General features: G+C 41.8%; 21 protein-coding genes and 1 other annotated feature. All 21 genes read left to right on the forward strand.

The features are described from left to right. Nucleotides 1–88: 88 nt before the first annotated feature. The 21 genes from PQ511_RS02305 (at nt 89) to PQ511_RS02405 (ending at nt 20,931) form a co-directional block, all read left to right on the forward strand. Nucleotides 89–874, forward strand: coding sequence for a cell division protein FtsQ/DivIB (locus tag PQ511_RS02305; RefSeq protein WP_273850326.1), 786 nt, complete (start codon nt 89–91; stop codon nt 872–874). 475 nt (nt 875–1,349) lie between these two features. After that, nucleotides 1,350–2,630 carry a cell division protein FtsA gene (gene ftsA / locus PQ511_RS02310; RefSeq protein WP_098443304.1) on the forward strand — a complete coding sequence of 427 codons (1,281 nt, stop codon included), beginning with the start codon at nt 1,350–1,352 and terminating at the stop codon, nt 2,628–2,630. A 30-nt stretch (nt 2,631–2,660) separates the two neighbouring features. Next, entirely contained in the window at nt 2,661–3,803 is a 1,143-nt protein-coding gene (gene ftsZ, locus PQ511_RS02315) for a cell division protein FtsZ (RefSeq protein ID WP_273850327.1), read from the forward strand. A 252-nt stretch (nt 3,804–4,055) separates the two neighbouring features. Next, on the forward strand, nt 4,056–5,348 hold the full coding sequence (locus tag PQ511_RS02320) for a homoserine dehydrogenase (RefSeq protein WP_273850328.1): 1,293 nt from the start codon (nt 4,056–4,058) through the stop codon (nt 5,346–5,348). Then, entirely contained in the window at nt 5,348–6,403 is a 1,056-nt protein-coding gene (gene thrC, locus PQ511_RS02325) for a threonine synthase (protein ID WP_273850329.1), read from the forward strand. Before PQ511_RS02320 ends, thrC begins: the two co-directional genes overlap by 1 nt. Continuing rightward, nucleotides 6,400–7,323, forward strand: a complete 924-nt coding sequence (gene thrB, locus PQ511_RS02330; protein ID WP_273850330.1) for a homoserine kinase — start codon at nt 6,400–6,402, stop codon at nt 7,321–7,323. Before thrC ends, thrB begins: the two co-directional genes overlap by 4 nt. Before the next feature lie 172 nt (nt 7,324–7,495). Beyond that, entirely contained in the window at nt 7,496–8,413 is a 918-nt protein-coding gene (spoIIGA, locus tag PQ511_RS02335; RefSeq protein ID WP_273850331.1) for a sigma-E processing peptidase SpoIIGA, read from the forward strand. 34 nt (nt 8,414–8,447) lie between these two features. Continuing rightward, complete coding sequence (sigE, locus tag PQ511_RS02340) at nt 8,448–9,167, forward strand: RNA polymerase sporulation sigma factor SigE (protein WP_273850332.1); 720 nt, start codon at nt 8,448–8,450, stop codon at nt 9,165–9,167. Nucleotides 9,168–9,250: 83 nt separating this feature from the next. Beyond that, on the forward strand, nt 9,251–10,030 hold the full coding sequence (gene sigG / locus PQ511_RS02345) for an RNA polymerase sporulation sigma factor SigG (RefSeq protein WP_194221351.1): 780 nt from the start codon (nt 9,251–9,253) through the stop codon (nt 10,028–10,030). Nucleotides 10,031–10,100: 70 nt separating this feature from the next. Next, nucleotides 10,101–10,370 carry a YlmC/YmxH family sporulation protein gene (locus tag PQ511_RS02350; protein ID WP_098443312.1) on the forward strand — a complete coding sequence of 90 codons (270 nt, stop codon included), beginning with the start codon at nt 10,101–10,103 and terminating at the stop codon, nt 10,368–10,370. 92 nt (nt 10,371–10,462) lie between these two features. After that, entirely contained in the window at nt 10,463–11,290 is an 828-nt protein-coding gene (gene pgeF / locus PQ511_RS02355; RefSeq protein WP_273850333.1) for a peptidoglycan editing factor PgeF, read from the forward strand. 7 nt (nt 11,291–11,297) lie between these two features. Then, on the forward strand, nt 11,298–11,975 hold the full coding sequence (locus PQ511_RS02360; RefSeq protein WP_273850334.1) for a YggS family pyridoxal phosphate-dependent enzyme: 678 nt from the start codon (nt 11,298–11,300) through the stop codon (nt 11,973–11,975). Nucleotides 11,976–12,002: 27 nt separating this feature from the next. Continuing rightward, on the forward strand, nt 12,003–12,434 hold the full coding sequence (locus PQ511_RS02365) for a cell division protein SepF (RefSeq protein WP_224600184.1): 432 nt from the start codon (nt 12,003–12,005) through the stop codon (nt 12,432–12,434). A gap of 19 nt (nt 12,435–12,453) precedes the next feature. After that, nucleotides 12,454–12,717 (forward strand): YggT family protein, encoded by a 264-nt coding sequence (locus PQ511_RS02370; protein ID WP_273850335.1) that lies wholly within the window; start codon nt 12,454–12,456, stop codon nt 12,715–12,717. Next, entirely contained in the window at nt 12,717–13,490 is a 774-nt protein-coding gene (locus PQ511_RS02375; RefSeq protein ID WP_273850336.1) for a YlmH family RNA-binding protein, read from the forward strand. Before PQ511_RS02370 ends, PQ511_RS02375 begins: the two co-directional genes overlap by 1 nt. 89 nt (nt 13,491–13,579) lie before the next feature. After that, nucleotides 13,580–14,092 (forward strand): DivIVA domain-containing protein, encoded by a 513-nt coding sequence (locus PQ511_RS02380; protein WP_098443316.1) that lies wholly within the window; start codon nt 13,580–13,582, stop codon nt 14,090–14,092. A 75-nt stretch (nt 14,093–14,167) separates the two neighbouring features. Then, nucleotides 14,168–14,378, forward strand: a binding site (T-box leader). Between the two features lie 94 nt (nt 14,379–14,472). Beyond that, nucleotides 14,473–17,229: an isoleucine--tRNA ligase gene (gene ileS / locus PQ511_RS02385; protein WP_273850337.1), complete on the forward strand. Its 2,757-nt coding sequence runs from the start codon at nt 14,473–14,475 to the stop codon at nt 17,227–17,229. Between the two features lie 131 nt (nt 17,230–17,360). After that, nucleotides 17,361–17,822, forward strand: a complete 462-nt coding sequence (lspA, locus tag PQ511_RS02390; RefSeq protein ID WP_273850338.1) for a signal peptidase II — start codon at nt 17,361–17,363, stop codon at nt 17,820–17,822. After that, a complete protein-coding gene (locus tag PQ511_RS02395) occupies nt 17,822–18,736 on the forward strand; it encodes an RluA family pseudouridine synthase (RefSeq protein ID WP_273850339.1) in 915 nt (304 codons plus the stop codon). Before lspA ends, PQ511_RS02395 begins: the two co-directional genes overlap by 1 nt. A gap of 191 nt (nt 18,737–18,927) precedes the next feature. Continuing rightward, complete coding sequence (gene pyrR, locus PQ511_RS02400; protein WP_273850340.1) at nt 18,928–19,470, forward strand: bifunctional pyr operon transcriptional regulator/uracil phosphoribosyltransferase PyrR; 543 nt, start codon at nt 18,928–18,930, stop codon at nt 19,468–19,470. Between the two features lie 108 nt (nt 19,471–19,578). After that, nucleotides 19,579–20,931 (forward strand): solute carrier family 23 protein, encoded by a 1,353-nt coding sequence (locus PQ511_RS02405; RefSeq protein WP_420541648.1) that lies wholly within the window; start codon nt 19,579–19,581, stop codon nt 20,929–20,931. Nucleotides 20,932–20,992 lie beyond the last annotated feature (61 nt).

Raw genomic sequence — 20,992 nt, forward strand, 5'->3', positions numbered from 1 at the left:
TGGATCATGCCGTTCGGTTGCCATGATAAGCATTTTATACATCTTAAGGGTAGACAGAAGTTCAATTACCGGAGACGGAGGCAAGACAATGGAAGATCGCAAAGTGGTAACAATTGAAGACCGGATCCCCACACTGAAAGCGCAGAGAAAGCAGCGCGCTAATCGAAGGTTGGTTGTATATCTATCAATCTTTTTCTTTTTAATTTTGCTGATCATATACTTCCAATCTTCCTTAAGTCATATTCGGAACGTTGAAGTTTCTGGCAACAATTACGTTTCTGATAAAGAAATCATTCAATTGAGCGAGCTTGATAATAGCGTAAGCTTTTGGAATTTAAACAAAGAGAAAGTTGAGGAGAAAGTAGAGCAGTCCAAAGAAATTGCGGAAGTCACTGTCACGAGACAATTTCCTGCGACAGCAAAAGTGAAGGTAGTTGAGAATGCGCGGGTCGCTTACTTGAAAAAGGGGAGCGAATATTTCCCGATTCTACAATCAGGGGCAATTCTTGGAGCACTTCCTAAAGGGGACACACCAGTGAACGCTCCTATATTGATGCAGTGGAATGAAAGTACGGAGCTAACTGATATGGCTGGTGAGCTTCGAAAGGTAAATTTAAGTATTATTAATCGTATTTCTGAGATTCACTACACACCGGACGGAGATAAAGCGTTTAACTTAACGCTGTATATGACGGATGGCTACGAAGTGAAAACAAGCATTGCAGATTTTGCTGAGAAGATGAACAGTTATCCGTTAATCGTTGAGAAGTTGAAGGATAAAGCTAAGGGAATTCTTTATTTGAATGAGGGAAGTTGGCTTGAGCCATACGAAGGGGCTCCAACGGACGAGGAGAAGAAAAAAGAGACTTCATAAAAATCTTTGATAATACTTGTTTTAATGGACAGGGAATCACCTTCATCAACGAACGTTTATAAGCAGGGTATCGCACAGAAAACCCACTAAATAACATAGCAGAATAGAAGAAAACAAAGAATTTCTTGTAAATACGTGAAACAGTGACTTTTCTACTGCTTTCACATGGTGTAGACTAATACTTACGCACTGCTTTAGACTGACTCGCCTTAAGAATAGAAAGCTTGCGAGGAGAGTAGGGGTTCGTTACCCAAAAAAATAAGAGTAATTCTCGTATAAAAGAAGGGAAATAACCGGATTTGTGGAATAGAGTCCTTATATCACATTCTTCCCGGGACTTCATGATGCAAGGCTTGAGGAAGTTTAATTCAAATCAATGTTGTGTATATAAAGGTGTTGGGCATTTTTTCAACCCTAATATAGAGAAACTATTAATACCTGAACATGGTAGGATTTTGAAGGAGGTGCCAGGAGAATGAACAGCAATGAGATTTATGTGAGTCTAGACATCGGTACATCCAATGTGAAAGTAATCATTGGCCAGATGACGAACGATTCTTTAAATATTCTAGGAGTTGGCAGTGCGCCTTCCGATGGAATCCGTAAAGGATCGATTGTGGATATAGATGAAACTGTTCGTTCAATTAAACAGGCAGTAGAAAACGCAGAAAGAATGGTAGGTTTATCAGTTCGTTCTGTGATTGTGGGGATTAACGGCAATCACGTTCAGCTACAGCCCTGTCATGGGGTAGTGGCGGTATCAAGTGAGGATCGTGAAATTCATGATGAAGATATTGCTAGAGTAATTGACGCAGCACAGGTTGTTTCTATCCCTCCTGAGCGAGAAATTATTGATGTCATTCCAGGACAGTTCGTGGTCGATGGACTGGACGGAATTACGGATCCGCGTGGTATGATTGGTGTACGCCTGGAAATGGAAGGGACAATCATTACAGGTTCAAAAACAGTATTACATAATTTGTTAAGATGCGTAGAAAAAGCGGGTCTTGAAATTGCTGATATTTGTCTACAACCGCTTGCATGTGGATCGATGGCTTTATCAAAAGATGAGCGTAATTTAGGCGTAGCTCTCGTTAACATGGGGGCTGGTTCTACTACGATTTCCATCTTTGAAGAAGGAAATTTGAAAGCTACTTCTGTTCTACAAATTGGTGGCGATCATGTAACAAAAGATATTTCGATTGGTCTCAGAACAACGACTGAAGAAGCTGAGCGAATTAAGATCAAGCACGGCAATGCTTTCGTTGATCTAGCTTCAGAAGAGGAAGCTTTCACTGTATCGACTATTGGCAGTTCGGCTGAACAAGAATTTAATCAGTACGAATTAGCTCATATTATAGAACCTCGGATCGAAGAGATGTTAGAATTGATAGAAGACGAAATTAAGCGAATGGGAATTCGTGAATTGCCGGGCGGATTTGTTCTAACCGGTGGTATGGTCGGAATGGATGGCGTACTTGAACTTGCTCGTGAAATTTTGCAACATAACGTACGTGTTGCCGTCCCTGACTATATCGGCGTACGCGAACCGCAATATACAACTGGCATTGGTCTTATCCAATTCACGTATAAAAACGTGAAGATTCAGGGGAAAGAAGTGGCAGCATCACTTAACCCTGAAGAAGAAGTGAAGCCCAAGCGTAGAACAAAAGCCGAACCTCAACCAGGTGAGAAATCTTCTTCACCAGGTATGAAAGAGAAAGTGAAGAATTTCTTTAATCTATTTGTTGAATAAAGGGCTATTACAAGATTAGGAGGACCTGAGATGTTAGAGTTTGATATGAATATGGAACAATTAGCACAGATAAAAGTAATCGGTGTCGGTGGAGGCGGAAGCAACGCTGTAAATCGTATGATTGAAAATGGTGTACAAGGTGTTGAATTTATTGCCGTTAACACGGATGCACAGGCATTAAACCTCGCGAAGGCAGAGGTAAAGATGCAAATTGGTGGTAAATTAACAAGAGGTCTTGGAGCTGGAGCTAATCCTGAGATTGGTAAGAAAGCTGCTGAAGAAAGCAAAGAACAGATTCAGGAAGCACTAAGCGGTGCCGATATGGTATTCGTAACGGCAGGAATGGGTGGCGGAACAGGTACTGGAGCGGCCCCCGTTATTGCTGAAATCGCAAAAGAGCTTGGCGCTTTAACCGTAGGTGTTGTCACACGCCCGTTTACTTTTGAAGGTAAGAAGCGTTCAACACAAGCTGTAACTGGAATTGCTATGTTGAAAGAAAAAGTCGATACGTTAATTGTTATCCCTAACGATCGTCTACTTGAAATCGTAGATAAGAATACGCCAATGCTTGAAGCATTCCGTGAAGCGGATAACGTTCTTCGCCAGGGTGTGCAAGGTATTTCTGACCTTATTGCCGTACCAGGACTCATTAACCTTGACTTTGCGGATGTGAAGACCATCATGACAGAACGAGGTTCTGCATTAATGGGAATTGGTATTGCAACAGGGGAAAATCGCGCTTCTGAAGCTGCCAAGAAGGCTATATCAAGTCCACTTCTCGAAACTTCGATTGATGGTGCCAAGGGTGTACTAATGAACATTACAGGTGGATCAAACTTGAGTCTTTACGAAGTAAACGAAGCAGCAGATATTGTTTCTTCTGCATCTGATGAGAATGTGAATATGATTTTTGGTTCCGTAATTAACGAAGATTTAAAAGACGAAATTCTTGTGACTGTCATTGCGACAGGATTTGACGAGAATGAGAATAAGAAAAAGACGGTTCCACGTCCTTCAGCTCAGTCGAAGCAAAGCGCTCCGATTCAGCAACCTAAGCATGAAGAAGAAGAAGTACAGCCTGAACCCTCTAAATTCGGCGCACGCGTAGACGAATCCAATGACACATTGGACATCCCTACGTTCCTACGTAATCGTAAACGTAACCGTCGTTAATAGGAGAAACCAGCTCTTTTGAGAGCTGGTTTTTTTTACTTAAACTTCGCTTTTCCACAAAACGCACCACCCGAAAATGAATACGCTTTCATTAAAAAGGCCGCTATTGCTTTCTTCTTCACACTTTTGTTAACATAGATAAAATTATATTTTTTCTGAAAATGGTGTTGTGTTCATGGGCAATCACACGTATAATGTCCATTATATAAAAACAAGTGTCCTCACCAGGTGGACAAAAGGAGTGGAAGGAATATGAAGGATTGCGTATCAGTTGGATTATTAGGATTAGGAACCGTTGGTAGTGGTGTGGTACATATGATTGATTCCCATCAAAAGGAGTTACAGCAGCGAGTGGGCTGTCAGGTGAAAGTAGCCAAAGTCTTAGTGAGGGATATCGATAAAGACCGTAGCGTCGATTTGGATGAGAGTGTTCTAACACTTGATCCAGAAGAGGTTATTAATAATCCTGAAGTTGACGTGGTGATTGAAGTCATTGGTGGAATTGATCAAGCAAAAGAATTCATTCTTTCTTCCCTTCAAAACCATAAACATGTCGTAACGGCAAATAAAGATTTAATGGCCATTCACGGCAGAGAATTACTAAGTGCTGCAGTAGAAAATGAAAGTGATCTATTCTACGAAGCTAGTGTAGCAGGTGGCATTCCAATTCTTAGAAGTTTAGTAGAAGGGTTATCTTCTGACCGAATTACGAAATTAATGGGGATTGTAAATGGTACAACAAATTATATCTTAACAAAGATGACGAAAAACAATGTTCCATACGAAAGCGTGTTGAAAGAGGCACAGGATTTAGGTTTTGCAGAAGCAGATCCTACGGCAGATGTAGAAGGGCTCGATGCGGCCAGGAAAATGGTGATTCTAGGAACGCTCGGATTTTCAATGAAAGTCGGATTAGATGATGTCAAAGTAGAGGGCATCACTCGCGTCGATGAAGATGATATTGCGTACAGTAAGAAATTAGGTTATACCATAAAACTATTAGGAATTGCTAGTTCTACAGATGGTTCCATCGAGCTATCCGTCCAACCGACATTGCTTCCTTCAAGGCACCCACTAGCTTCAGTAAACGACGAATATAATGCTGTTTATGTCTACGGTGAAGCGGTTGGTGAAACAATGTTCTATGGCCCTGGTGCTGGACAATTACCAACTGCAACTGCGGTTGTATCGGACCTTGTTGCAGTCATTAAGAATATGAGGTTAGGAGTAAATGGAAAAAGTGTTATCCTACCTCAGCATGATCGCAAGCTTAAAGAAGACGAGCAGATCAAAAGTAAGCATTTTATTCGCTTGATCGTTAAAGATGAACCTGGGGCGTTTTCTAAAATTTCCCACTTGTTTCAGGATCGAGGGCTAAGTTTAGAGAAATTAATTCAGGAACCTGTCGTTAATAAAGGAACAGCTGAGCTTGTGATCATCACTCATGAAACAAATCAAAGAGCATTTGAAGATGTTCATAATCGATTGAGAGATCTTGATGTTGTAGTAGAAGTGAAAAGTCGCTATCGTGTGGAGGGAATGTAATGAGCTGGAATGGACTAATTAAGCATTATAAAGAGTATTTACCTCTTACGGAGGAAACGCCGCAGCTCACTTTAAACGAAGGGAATACCCCTCTCTTAAAGCTCGATCAGCTTTCAAACGAACTTGGCATTTCACTTTATGTCAAAATTGAAGGAGCAAACCCAACAGGCTCCTTTAAAGACCGTGGAATGGTCATGGCAGTGGCTAAAGCGAAAGAGGAAGGTAGCGATGCCATCATTTGTGCATCAACTGGTAATACGGCAGCAGCAGCAGCAGCATACGGTGCAAGAGCAGGCTTGCGTTGTATCATTGTTATTCCCAAAGGGAAAGTAGCGCTTGGAAAGCTAGCTCAAGCGATGATCTATGGCGCAGAGATATTTGAGATTGATGGGAATTTCGATGAAGCTTTGAAAATGGTTCGCGATATAGCTGAAACAGAGCCTATTGCCCTCGTGAATTCTGTTAATCCTTATCGTTTAGAGGGACAAAAAACAGCAGCTTTTGAAGTTTGTGACCAGCTCGGTGGAGCTCCTGATGTGCTCGCGATTCCTGTGGGGAATGCCGGTAACATTTCTGCTTATTGGAAAGGATTTAAAGAATATGTTTCAGAAGAAAGGCGCCCGCAAATGCGTGGATTTGAAGCGGAAGGATCTGCGGCAATTGTGCAAAAGAAAATTATTCCGAATCCCGAAACGATTGCAACGGCGATCCGGATCGGAAATCCAGCTAGTTGGCATCTAGCTGAAGAGGCTGTTATTGAATCCAAGGGGAAGATCGATAGCGTCACAGATGATGAAATTCTTTCTGCCTATCAAGAACTCGCAAAAAAAGAAGGCGTCTTCGCAGAACCAGCTTCATGTGCTTCCGTTGCAGGCGTAATGAAGCAAGTGGAAAAGGGTGAAATTAAGAAAGGTGCAAAAGTAGTTGCTGTCTTAACTGGTAATGGATTGAAAGATCCTGCAACTGCGATGGACAATGTGGTTGCAAAACCACGGGTAGTCGCAGCAAATAAAACAGCGTTTCTTGAAGAACTTAAGGGATGTGTCAGCCATTGATCAAAGACGAATGTTTCTACTTGAAAGTACCAGGAAGTACGTCGAATCTTGGGCCAGGGTTTGATTCCATTGGCCTAGCGATTGATCGACATTTATACGTGAGGATTGAACCTTCCTCAGAATGGTCTTTTCACTATATTGATTTTGATGAACCCTTTCCATCTGGAAAAGAAAACATGATTTATCAAACAATTGAAGAAATTGAGCGAAAGTATGGAAAAGGAAAAGAATCGATGCCTCTTGCAGTCACGATGAGGAGCGAATTACCTTTGGAAAGAGGTCTTGGAAGTAGTGCGGCAGCTATTGTAGCCGCAGTTGAAATAGCAAATTATGTCATGGACCTTGAGCTTACTCTTGAAGAGAAAGTTCAAATTGCAACAGTTTTTGAAGGCCACGCCGATAATGTAGCTGCCTCTCTTTATGGTGGGTTAGTCATCGCTACAGGGCAAGAGGGGTTAGAAACCATCTCACATAAAGTTAAGAATTTAGAAATGGTAGCCTTAATTCCCAATCATAAGTTAAAAACGACAGATTCTCGCTCTGTCCTTCCTAATATAATTCCTTACGAGGAAGCTGTGGAAGCGAGTAGCATTGCTAATCTTTTCGTTGGAGCAGCCCTTCAAAACGATTGGAAGTTTGCTGGAAAATTAATGGCCCATGACCTTTTTCATCAGCCATATCGAAAGCATCTTGTACCTGACCTAGAACAAGTGCATAAATTAGCTATCAGTCATGGCGGATATGGTGCTGCATTAAGTGGAGCTGGACCTACAGTCATTGTCTTTGTTCCAAGTGGCTCTTCAAAGTATCTACAAGAAGCATTAGCAAAACGTTTTCCAATTTATCAGTGTGAGGTGCTCCATCCTACGTCTTCTGGAGTCGAGGTAACTGTTGGAGCTTATGAAAATCAATCGATCTAATTAAAGTCGTCCTGAAAAGGACGACTTTTTCTATTTTTAAGAGCTTGATGATGGCTGACAAAACTAGTGATAATTATCCAAAATAACCTCACCCTAACCTGCACAATCTGACAGGTTTATCTATCAAATTAGTCTATACTTAGTATCAAAATCGCAAGGGGGGAGGCACTCTGTGGCAGTATACCTTGATGTGATTTGGCTTTTGAATTTTTGTTTTGATTACTTGCTACTCGCGCTAACTGGGATACTGCTCAAAAAAAGTGTGAAGAAAAGAAGACTTGCGACAGGTGCATTGGTTGCTTCTTTTTACGTTCTTTTTCTTTTTGTTCCGTCTCTAACCTTTATGACACAGCCATTGATGAAATTACTTTACTCTGTTTTGATCGTTTACTTAACGTTTGGATTTACTCGTTTTCGTAGTTTCTTTCAGTGCTGGCTGCTCTTTTATTTTGTAACATTTATGATCGGTGGAGGGATGATGGGAGCGCATTACTTTTTTCAGCAGGACATGACGGTCGTGAATGGAGCCATCGCGACAAAGAGCACGGGATTTGGAGATCCTGTGAGCTGGACGTTTGTACTAATAGGGTTTCCGCTTGTTTGGTTTTTTTCAAAGAAAAGAGTGGAGAACCTCGAAACAACACGCATTCATTTTGATCAATTAGCAAGCGTTACCATCCGAATTGATGAAGTGAGTATTTCAGCAAAGGGTCTCATTGATAGCGGCAACCAGCTTCAAGATCCGTTAAGTGGCTGTCCGGTGATGATTCTCGACATGACCGTTCATGAAGCGAACTTTTCACCAGCGTTCATTAAGAAAGCAAAAAACATTACTGAATTTCAAGAAGAGGGAGAGGGGGAACGTTGGGAACACAGGCTACGGATCGTTCCGTTTCGAGCAGTCGGACAAGATCACCAATTCTTGTGTGCTGTAAAGCCGGATGAAGTGATGATCTCATTGGAAGGTCGGTCATTCATAATAAAAAAAGTTCTTGTTGGGTTAAGCTTTCATTCCATTTCTGGGGAAAAAGACTATACGTGTATACTTCATCCGAAAATGCTGACAGGACATAAGGCGACTGCGTCATAGAAATCACTATAAGACGATCAAGGAGGAGTTTTGGATGGGGAAATTCAGAATTAAGGTTGTTCTCTGGTGGCAGCGCATTCTAATGAAACTAGGGATTAAACCTGATGAAATTTATTACATAGGAGGAAGCGAAGCACTACCTCCTCCTCTATCAAAAGATGAAGAAGCACATCTGTTAATACAATTACCAAAAGGGGATAAGGCAGCAAGGTCTATTTTAATTGAAAGGAATCTTCGTTTGGTTGTGTATATTGCACGGAAATTTGAAAACACAGGAATCAACATTGAAGATTTGATTAGTATAGGCACAATTGGCTTAATTAAAGCCGTAAATACGTTTAATCCTGAGAAAAAGATTAAGCTTGCCACATATGCGTCAAGGTGCATTGAGAATGAGATTTTAATGTTTTTAAGACGTAACAACAAAATTCGGTCTGAAGTCTCGTTTGATGAGCCGTTGAATGTAGACTGGGACGGAAATGAATTGCTTCTATCTGATGTGTTAGGAACAGATGAAGATATTATTACGAGAGGCATTGAAGCGCGAGTTGATCGGCGCCTCCTTGTTAAAGCGTTGGAAACCCTCAATCCAAGAGAAAAACAAATCATGGAACTTAGGTTTGGTCTAGCTGGGGAGGAAGAGAAAACGCAAAAAGATGTAGCTGACCTTCTTGGTATTTCTCAATCTTATATTTCTAGGCTCGAAAAGCGCATCATTAAGCGACTTCGAAAAGAGTTTAATAAAATGGTCTAAGCATGTTGAACAAATAGATGCATAAAATTCCCACTCGCGGAGATACTTTACTTTGACAGCATCTCCGATGAGGAGGGAATGAGTTGACACGAAATAAAGTCGAGATTTGTGGAGTAGATACATCCAAACTTCCTGTGCTTAAAAATGAGAAAATGAGAGTGCTTTTTAAGCAGATGCAGGAAGGGGATATCTCAGCACGTGAAGAATTAGTTAACGGAAATTTAAGGCTAGTTCTGAGCGTGATCCAGCGATTCAATAATCGAGGAGAATATGTGGATGATCTCTTTCAGGTAGGATGCATTGGCCTGATGAAATCCATAGATAACTTTGATTTAGGGCAAAACGTGAAATTCTCTACTTATGCAGTGCCGATGATCATCGGTGAAATTCGTCGGTATCTCCGTGATAATAATCCGATTCGGGTCTCACGATCATTACGAGATATCGCCTATAAGTCTCTCCAGATTAGAGATAAGTTAATGACGAAGAACTCGAAAGAACCGAATCCTACCGAAATTGCAAAGGAGCTCGGGGTAACGAAAGAAGAAGTGGTGTTTGCGCTTGACGCTATTCAAGATCCAGTTTCGTTATTTGAACCGATCTATAATGATGGCGGCGATCCAATCTTTGTAATGGATCAAATTAGTGATGACAAGCAAAAAGATATCCAGTGGCTAGAGGATATTGCGCTTAAAGAAGCGATGACTCGGTTGAATCAGCGGGAAAATATGATTTTACAAATGCGCTTTTTCCAGGGGAAAACCCAAATGGAAGTAGCAGATGAAATTGGGATTTCGCAAGCCCAGGTATCTAGACTTGAAAAGGCAGCGATCCATCAAATGAATAAAAATATTCAAAGTTAGAATGAGACCTGAGAAACAGGTCTTTTCTTTTGCCTGCATTTCATATAATGAGTTGAAAGGTGGGTGCGTCATGATAAAAATTTCTGAATTTCAGGTTAAAGATGTTGTGAACGTATCAAACGGACGAAAACTTGGTCACATCGCTGATCTGGAAATTAATTTAACGACTGGTAAAATAGAAGCGATTGTGATTCCAGGTGCGGGAAAGATGATGGGGTTATTTGCAAGAGAAAGCGATGTGGTTATTCCTTGGCGAAACATTGTAAAAATTGGTTCGGATGTGATTTTAGTACGACATCATGATACGGCTGATGGCGAATCGTTTCAGAAAGAATCGTAAGTAAGAAAGATGTAACAATCTATATCCCTTAGTATCAACATATTATGATAAAATAAGGTATAAACTGTATCATGGTATAAAGGGGTGCAACTGTGGCGAAAGAACCGTTTCAAGCAACAATGAAGGAAACTTCACTGGAACTGAAATTTCCAGGTCAAGCTGAGCGGGATGATCAACCGATTGCTGGTTTTTCGACTCGTAGAAACGGAGTTAGCCAGACTCCGTTTTCTAGCTTGAATCTCGGATTTCACGTACCAGACGATGCAAAAGATGTGCTAGCAAATCGACAGATACTTGCTGATGATATTGGACAACCACTTAGCAAGTGGGTCGTTGGAGAACAAATACATGGTTCTTCACTTGTTAAAATAACTTCAAAAGATCAAGGACGGGGAACAACAGATCATCACGATGCGATTCCGGCAGTTGATGGGCTATATACTGATGATCGTAGTGTTCTTCTAACAGCACTTTATGCCGACTGCGTTCCATTATATTTTTATGCTCCAAAGGAGAATCGCGTTGGACTTGCCCACGCAGGTTGGAAAGGAACGACGAAGAATATTGCTGGAGAGATGATGGAAGCGTGGAAACAAGATGGCATAAAGCCAGAAGATATTTATGTGGCAATCGGGCCATCGATTGGGAAATGCTGTTACGAAGTGAATGATAGCGTGATCGATCATGTTAAAGTGTTATGCTTAAATACAGACTCACTGTTCGAACAGACGTCTAATGAGAAATATCAGCTTGATTTAAAATCAGTGAATCGGGAATTACTCCTTAAAGCTGGAGTTCAAAGGAGCCATCTATCTATTAGCCATTACTGCACAAGTTGTAGCAACCTGTTTTTCTCTCACCGTAGAGAAAATGGGAAAACAGGAAGAATGATGGCATACATAGGACTCGGGGAGGTATAGCATTACCGTGAATGTAAGGGATAGTCTAGCTATAATAAAAAAACAAATAAATGTAGCAGCTGAAAGGTCTGGTCGCAATCCAGAACGTATCAACGTGGTAGCTGTGACAAAATATGTCAGTGTAGAACGTACAAAGGAAGCACTTGATGCTGGTATCACCCATCTGGGGGAAAGTCGAGATGAAGGGCTTTTAAAGAAAGTAGAATCTCTTGGATCAACGCCTTCCTGGCACTTTATTGGAACGCTACAATCTCGTAAAGTAAAGGAAGTCCTTCCTTTTGTAGACTATATTCACTCACTTGATCGTCGCTCTCTGGCTAAAGAAATACACAAGAGAGCCGAAAAAGAAATAAACTGTTTTGTACAGGTAAATGTGTCTGGAGAAGAATCGAAACATGGCCTATCATTAGAAGCTACAATTCCTTTTATTGAATCGCTACAAGAGTTTTCTTCGATTAAAGTTATAGGGTTAATGACGATGGCTCCCCATACAGATAATCCAGAAGAAATTCGAGCTGTCTTTAAGCAACTTAGGGAGCTTGCAGAACGGATTCAAACGCTCTCACTCGCTCATGCTCCGTGCAAGGAGCTTTCAATGGGGATGTCGAACGATTATGAAATTGCTGTTGAAGAAGGCGCAACCTATGTTCGAATTGGCTCGTCACTTGTCGGTAATGAAAAATAAATTAAGCTCTCCAGGAGGTGCAGGGAATTGGGTATTAAGACAAAATTCAAACAGTTCTTTGAACTTGATGATGAAACAATAGAATTGGATGAGCAGCAGGAGCACGAAGCCTATATGGAGGAAGAAGAACCTGAAGTGACCCGGGCAAGTCGTAAAAGTAAACAAAATGTTGTTAGTCTCCAAAGCGTTCATAAGAACTCAAGAGTTGTGCTAGTGGAGCCTAGAGTGTATGCTGAAGCTCAGGATATTGCTGATCATGTGAAAAATCGGAAGTCTGTTGTGATGAATTTGCAACGGATTCCGCAGGATCAGGCAAGACGGATCGTCGACTTTTTAAGCGGAACTGTCTATGCTGTTGGTGGCGATATTCAAAAGCTAGGTCCGGAAACATTTTTATGTACACCGGATAACGTTGAGATTTCAGGAAACATCACAGATGAAATTTATGAAGATGAGTAAGTAAGAAAGGGTGAAAAGTTTGAACATTGCTTCAATCTTAATTTCAGCAGTACAAATTTATACGTGGATCCTCATTATTTATATCTTTATGTCTTGGATTCCAAATGCAAGAGAATCGTCCATTGGCCAGATGATTGCTTCGATTGCTGAGCCGTACCTTGCACCATTCCGTCGTTTCATTCCACCAATCGGTGGCATGCTTGATATTTCACCGATTGTCGCGATTTTTGCGCTTCAATTCGTTCAGTATGGAATTGCAGCTCTCTTTAGTTTCGCAAGTTAATGTCGATCTATGAGCATTACCGTCCTGCGGAACGAACATTTGTTGATCGCGTTTTGCGATGGCAAGATGAGGTTCAGGAAAGATATGCACCCAGATTAACCGATTTTCTAGATCCCCGAGAGCAGGATATAGTGAACCAAATCATAGGAAATCATCCTGATGTGCGTGTGTTTTTCTCAGGTGGAGTAGAAGGGTCAGAACGTCAAAGGGCTCTTCTTGTTCCACCTTACTTTGAGCCTTCAAATGAAGATTTCGACATAACAGCATTTGAAATTACATACCCAGCTAAGTTCGTTTCATTGACTCATCCAGATTTATTAGGAGCCATGATGGGCCTCGGGATTAAGCGTGAAAAATTTGGGGATATCATCGTCAAGGATAGTGTTGCTCATCTAGTTGTCGCAAAGGAAATTGCTGACTTTGTGAAAATGAATCTTACGCAAGCTGGTAAGGCTTCTCTTTCTCCAGTAGAAATTTCACTTGAGCATTTACGTTTACCTGAAGCAGAATGGGACGAGCTGGTTGGTACTGTAACAAGTCTGCGATTAGATACTGTTTTGGCAGAAGTTTACAATATTTCGAGAGCAAAAGTTAGTACAATGATTGAACATGATCGAGCGAAATTGAACTGGAAGATTGTGAGTCAACCTTCAGCTGAAGTAAAAGAGGGAGATTACTTGTCTCTTAGAGGTTCAGGTAGAAGTAAAATCGTCTCCGTTAATGGAAAAACGAAGCGAGATAAATGGCGGATTACTTATCACATTCGTAAATAGTTTGTCACAAATAGAAGGAATATCCAAATCGCTGTCGAAACAAGATTAAGCCGGGTATATGAAAAGAGAGTAAATCGGAGGTGGCTGAATTGCCTTTAACACCATTAGATATTCATAACAAAGAGTTTACTCGCGGATTCCGCGGTTATGATGAAGATGAGGTCAATGAATTTCTTGATCAGGTAATCAAAGATTATGAAACAGTGATCAGAGAAAAGAAAGAACTGAATGAAAGAGTGAAACTACTAGAAGAACGACTGGGACATTTCTCTAACCTGGAAGAAACGTTAAATAAGTCGATTTTAGTGGCACAAGAATCAGCAGAAGAAGTGAGACAAAATGCAAAAAAAGAATCTCAGCTTATTGTAAAAGAAGCAGAAAAAAATGCGGATCGCATTATTAATGATTCACTTGCAAAAGCACGGAAGATTTCAATGGATAATGAAGAGCTGAAAAAACAAGCAGCCGTCTATCGCACGCGTTTCCGGATGTTAGTTGAGGCACAACTTGAAATGCTTAACAACGAAGACTGGGATGGCCTTGTTGCTCGATTTGAAGAAGAGGAAGAAGAGCAGCAAGAACAAATCGAAGAAAAAGCATAATGCACTTATTTATTTTTTTGTCATTTCCTTGACTTCTTAATTTTATTTAAACTATACTTCTAGTAATAGCAATAACGATCGACGAAGAAGGGAAGAGTACCTGATTCTTACTTAACAAAGCGAGCCGGGAATGGTGTGAGCCGGTGTTAAGCAATTAGGGAAAATCGCCCCGGAGTCCCGTGCTGAACGATAAGTAAGCCTCGGCGGATCATTCACGTTACGAATGCAAAGTGAGCGCAAAGCTTAATTTGGGTGGTACCACGGGAAAAACCTTCTCGTCCCTATTCGGGGACGAGAAGGTTTTTTGCATTTGACGGAAGAGATGCCAGGGATATTCGCGCTACGGATGTTGGTCGTTATAAGTTGAAGGAGGAAACCTCATGAGCTTTAAAGAAACGCTCTTAATGCCAAAAACAAAATTTCCGATGAGAGGAAATTTACCTAATAAAGAGCCTGATATGCAAAAAGAATGGGAAAACATTAATCTTTATGAAAAAGTACAAGAAAGAACGAAAGATCGTCCTTTGTTTGTGCTACATGATGGCCCTCCATATGCGAATGGGGACATTCATATGGGGCACGCTGAAAACAAAGTGTTGAAGGATATGATCGTCCGTTATAAATCAATGAACGGTTTCAACGCCCCTTACGTTCCTGGTTGGGATACCCACGGCCTTCCAATTGAGCAGGCGTTAACGAAAAAAGGCGTAGATCGTAAAAAGTTAACGGTAGCTGAATTTAGAAAAAAATGTGAAGAATACGCATTAAAACAAGTGGATCGCCAGCGTGAACAGTTTAAGCGTCTAGGTGTAAGAGGCGATTGGGATAACCCATACATCACGCTTCATAAAGGGTATGAAGCGCAACAAATCAAAGTGTTCGGTGAAATGGCGAAGCGCGGTTATATCTACAAAGATAAGAAAACCGTTTATTGGTCTCCAACATCTGAATCTGCATTAGCAGAAGCTGAAATCGAGTATCATGATAAGCGCTCTCCTTCCATCTATGTTGCGTTTGATGTGAAGGATGGAAAAGGTGTTCTTGATGGCGATGAGAAGTTTATTATCTGGACAACAACGCCGTGGACGATCCCATCCAACCTTGCGATTGCGTTAAACGAGAAATTTGAGTACAGCGTAGTTGATGCTGATGGAACAAAATACGTTGTTGCAACAGAGCTGGTAGATCAGTTAAAAGAAGAGTTTGAATGGACGAACGTAAGTGAAGTGAAGCGTGTCAAAGGTAGCGAACTTGAATACGTGACAGCACAACATCCGTTCTATGAGCGTGAGTCACTCGTTATTCTTGGAGATCACGTTACGCTTGACGCAGGGACAGGTTGCGTTCACACAGCTCCAGGACACGGTGAAGATGACTATTTGATCGGAAGAAAGTATAAGTTAGATATTCTTTGTCCGGTTGATGAAAAAGGTGTCTTCACAGAGGAAGCTCCTGGATTTGAAGGAATGTTCTATGACAAAGCGAATAAGCCAATTACAGAGAAGCTTGAAGAAGCGGGCGCACTTGTAAAGCTGACATTCTTTACGCACTCTTATCCACACGATTGGCGTACGAAGAAACCGATTATCTTCCGTGCAACAGAACAATGGTTTGCTTCGATTAAAGAATTCCGTCCGGAGCTACTTCAAGCGGTAGCAGATGTCAATTGGTTCCCTTCATGGGGTGAGATTCGCCTTCATAATATGGTGAAGGATCGGGAAGATTGGTGTATCTCTCGTCAGCGTGCGTGGGGCGTTCCAATCCCAGTATTCTACGGCGAAAACAATGAGCCGATCATTACAGATGAAACGATTGAACACGTATCAGACCTATTCCGTAAGCATGGATCAAACATCTGGTTTGAGTGGGATGCAAAAGACCTTCTACCAGAAGGATTTACTTCGGAGCATAGTCCGAATGGTGAATTCCGTAAAGAAATGGACATCATGGATGTATGGTTTGATTCAGGTTCATCTCACCAGGCAGTACTAGAAGAGCGTAGTGATCTTGTTCGCCCGGCTGATTTGTATCTTGAAGGTTCTGACCAGTATCGTGGTTGGTTTAACTCATCTCTTTCTACAGCTGTAGCTGTCACAGGAAAAGCTCCTTATAAAGCCGTTCTTAGCCATGGCTTTATCCTTGACGGTGAAGGGAAGAAAATGAGCAAATCGCTTGGTAACACAATGGTACCAAACGATGTAATGAAGCAATTAGGCGCAGATATTCTTCGTCTTTGGGTTTCTTCTGCAGACTATCAAGCTGACGTACGCGTTTCAGATGATATCTTAAAACAAGTAGCTGAAGTATACCGTAAGATTCGCAATACGTTCCGCTTTATGCTTGGTAACCTTGAAGGATTTGACCCAGCACAGCATCAGGTAGCGTATGAGAATCTTGGTGAACTTGATCAATATATGCTTGTGAAGTTAAACAACTTAGTATCAAAAGTGAAGAAAGCATACGATGAGTATCAATTCTTAACGGTTTATAACACCATTCATAACTTTTTCACGATTGAAATGAGTTCCTTCTACCTTGATATTGCAAAAGATACGCTTTATATCGAGCATGAAGATCATCCAAAACGCCGTGCGATTCAAACCGTTCTTTATCAGACAGCTGTAGCATTAACAAAACTTCTTTCTCCAATTATCCCACATACGGCTGAGGAAGTTTGGCAGTATGTTCCTGGTGAGAAGGAAGAGTTTGTACAGCTATCCGATATGCCAGAAGTAAAGAATTTTGAAGGGACAGCTGATCTTGAACAGAAATGGGATCATGTCATGGAGCTTCGAGATGAAGTGCTTAAGGCATTAGAAGAAGCGCGTAACGAGAAAGTGATTGGTAAATCATTAACAGCTCAGCTTCATATTTACGCTGATAATGGTACGAAAGAGTTGCTTGAAGGCGTAGCAAATCTTGAGAAGCTCTTTATCGTATCTGGAGCAACCGTTGCTGGTACAAAGGCCGAGGCTCCAGCAGAAGCAAAAGTATATGAGGAGCTTGCGATTTCTGTTTCGCCTGCTGAGGGTGAAACGTGTGAACGTTGCTGGCAAGTAAAAACTGATGTTGGCGCTGATAGCGAATACCCAACGCTTTGCGCTAGCTGTGCTGAAACGGTTAAAAACCACTACTAAAATTGAAAAATCGAAAAGACGCTTTGCGCTGCAAAGCGTCTTTTCAATATGGTAACTTCAGTTTCGATTGTCTGCTGAAGCAAGCTGTGCTAAACTTTCATAGGAAGTAACATTTGATCGGAGGAGCGCTCGTGTGGAAATATCTCATAGCCATTGGCATCATTGTACTTGATCAGTGGACCAAATGGCTTGTTGTGAAGTATATGGAATATGGTGAAAACATTACATTAATCGATGGTTTTCTTTCTATCACATCTCATCGAAATCGGGGCGCAGCCTTCGGAATCCTTCAAGGACAGATGATTTTCTTTTACATCATTACGATTTTCGTCATTGGTGCGGTTATTTATTATATGAGACAGTATAAACATAGCCGCTTCGTAAGCGTAACCCTCGCGCTCATACTTGGTGGCGCAATCGGGAACTTTATTGATCGAGCCCTTCGTGGAGAAGTAGTGGATTTTGTGAACACGTTTATCTTTTCTTATGATTTTCCGATCTTTAACGTTGCCGACGCCTCTCTTGTGGTAGGGGTTATTCTCATTTTTATCGGAACCATTTTTGAAAGTAAGCAGGCTAAAGGGGAAAACTAATGGAAAAATTCACATTTAAAGTAGCAGAAGAAGAAAAAGGGGAGCGAATTGATAAGCTCATTACTTCTTATGAAAGCGACTGGTCACGTAGCCAGGTTCAAACCTGGATCAAAGAAAGAAACATTCAAGTAAATGGAGAGCCAGTGAAAGGTAATTATAAAGCAACTGCAGGAGATGAAATTGAAGTATCTGTTCCAGAACCGGAAGAATTAGAAATTGTTGCAGAGAATTTAAACCTGGATATCGTTTATGAAGATGCGGATGTTCTTGTTGTGAATAAGCCTCGTGGTATGGTAGTTCATCCCGCACCTGGCCACGCAAGCGGCACTCTCGTGAACGGTCTTATGTATCAAGTGAGCGATTTGAGTGGGATCAATGGTGTCGTTCGACCAGGAATTGTGCACCGAATTGATAAGGATACATCAGGCTTGTTAATGGTTGCAAAAAACGATAAAGCACATGAATCACTTGTAAAACAACTGCAAGCAAAAACGGTTAATAGACTCTATACGGCGATTGTACATGGCAATATCCAGCACGATGTCGGGACAATTGATGCGCCAATTGGACGAGATAAGCAAGACCGTCAAAAAATGACGGTAACTGATGAGCATAGTCGTGATGCTGTAACGCATTTTCGTGTACTTGAGCGTTATAAGCAATATACGTACGTGGAATGTAAGCTTGAGACAGGCCGTACACATCAAATTCGCGTGCACATGAAGTATATCGATCATCCAGTTGCTGGTGACCCGAAGTATGGTCCAAGAAGAAAGTCACTGCCAATTGACGGACAAGCGCTTCACGCAGGTGTTCTTGGCTTCCGGCACCCTGTAACAGAAGAGTGGCTTGAATTCTCCGCGCCTATTCCAGAGGATATTGAACGCTTATTAAAGAGACTTAGACAAGATTAAGGTTGACAATAGCAGAGATCTTTGCGATACTCTTTTTAGACAACAGCATACCCTTTAACGACAGTCCCGTGAGGCTGCAAAGGAAAATCGGCTGCGCAACGCTACATTTGTATGCCCAAAAACCCTTTTGCCCTCATGGCAAAAGGGTTTTTTTACTGCTTAAGAACGAGATAGAGAGAGGGGCGATCATGATGGAAAACAAGCGAATCTTGCTTGATGATCAGGCGATTCGAAGAGCGCTCACACGAATTGCGCATGAAATACTTGAGCGCAATAAAGGCATTGAAAATACAATGCTTGTTGGAATTAAAACTCGAGGCATTTATTTAGCTGAGAGGTTAGCTGAACGAATTGAGCAAATCGAAGGCTCAGCGATTTCAGTAGGAGAAGTGGACATCACGATGTACCGTGATGACTTAACTCACAAAAATGAAGATCAGGACCCGCTAATTAAAGGCACAAGCATCTCAAAAGATGTAAATGATCAGAAAGTGATACTCATTGACGACGTCCTTTATACCGGTAGAACCGTTCGTGCCGCAATGGACGCTTTAATGGATCTCGGTCGTCCATCACAAATTCAACTAGCTGTGCTAGTGGATCGCGGACATCGAGAATTACCGATCCGGCCTGATTATGTTGGGAAAAACGTACCAACATCAAAAGAAGAAATCATTGAAGTCGCTCTTACAGAAGTAGATGACTTTGATCAAGTTAGCTTAACACAATCATAAATCGTGCTCCCTTTAATTCCGTCCAGAGAGACGGCCAAGGGAGGAACCGCGTTCCATTAGGACACGCGTGTACCTCCTTGCGGCCATGCAAGGAGTTTTTTTATAAGCATGGCCGGGACACGCACAATCAAGGAGGAAAACATCATGAAACAAGTACTAGGTATTCGAGACGTTCCAAAACCATCAAGCTGGCTCACATTAAGCCTACAGCATTTATTCGCCATGTTTGGCGCAACGATATTAGTTCCATTCCTCGTCGGACTTGATCCGGCGGTCGCTCTTGTATCAAGTGGACTTGGTACACTTGCATATCTTGCGATTACAAAAGGAAGAATTCCAGCTTACCTAGGCTCATCCTTCGCTTTTATCGCACCGATCATATCAGCGGTATCCTTACACGGACCTGAAGGAGCGATGATCGGAAGCTTTTTTGCAGGCATTGTTTATGGATTAGTTGCCATTGGCATACGAGCACTTGGGTTAAACTGGCTGTTAAAGCTTCTTCCACCGATCGTCGTGGGCCCGGTCATCATGGTCATCGGGCTTGGTCTTGCCGGAACGGCGATCGACATGGCAATGAACAATCCTGCAACTGAAGCCTATAGCGGGACACACTTTACGGTAGCACTTGTTACACTTGGGGTTACCATTCTCGCTTCCATGTTTTTAAGAGGATTTTTCAGCCTGATTCCCATCTTAATCGGAATTGTATCAGGATATACATTTGCTTACTTTATGGGCATTGTTGATCTCACACCAGTCAAGGAAGCTTCCTTCTTCCAAATGCCGGATTTCATTATCCCATTTGCGGATTACAACCCGGTAGATGTCTTCTCATGGGAAATCCTGTTCATCATGGTACCCATTGCAGTCGTCACAATAGCTGAACACATTGGCGATCAAATGGTTTTAAGTAAAGTAGCCGGTAAGAATTTCTTGAAAACGCCAGGACTTCATCGTTCCATCCTTGGAGATGGAGTGGCAACAATGATTGCCTCTTGCCTTGGCGGACCACCGAATACGACCTATGGGGAGAACATTGGTGTGCTTGCGATTACACGAGTATTCAGTGTGTTTGTGATCGGCGGAGCTGCTGTCCTTGCCCTCATGTTCGGATTTGTAGGAAAGGTCACAGCCCTCATCTCAACGATTCCGACTGCTGTGATGGGCGGAGTATCAATCCTTCTCTTCGGAATTATTGCTTCATCTGGACTACGCATGCTGATTGATAACAAAATTGACCTTGGTGAAAAGCGTAACTTGATTATCTCCTCCGTTATCCTAGTGATCGGTGTAGGCGGTGCTTTCATCCAGGTTAGTGATAACTTGCAAATTGCGGGGATGGCGCTTGCGACGATCATCGGTATTGCGCTGAACCTGATTTTGCCTGGCGGAAGCTCACAACAATCGGTTGAGAAAATGTTTGAAGAAGATCTTGAAAATAACGAACCAGCTGCATAGCATCATCCTTTAAAAAGGTACAGAGAGACCTAAAAGGGTGGGAAAGAGATGCGATGACACA

Origin of the sequence: Guptibacillus spartinae, from assembly GCF_028610625.1 — a bacterium.
GTDB classification, from domain to species: domain Bacteria; phylum Bacillota; class Bacilli; order Bacillales; family Guptibacillaceae; genus Guptibacillus; species Guptibacillus spartinae.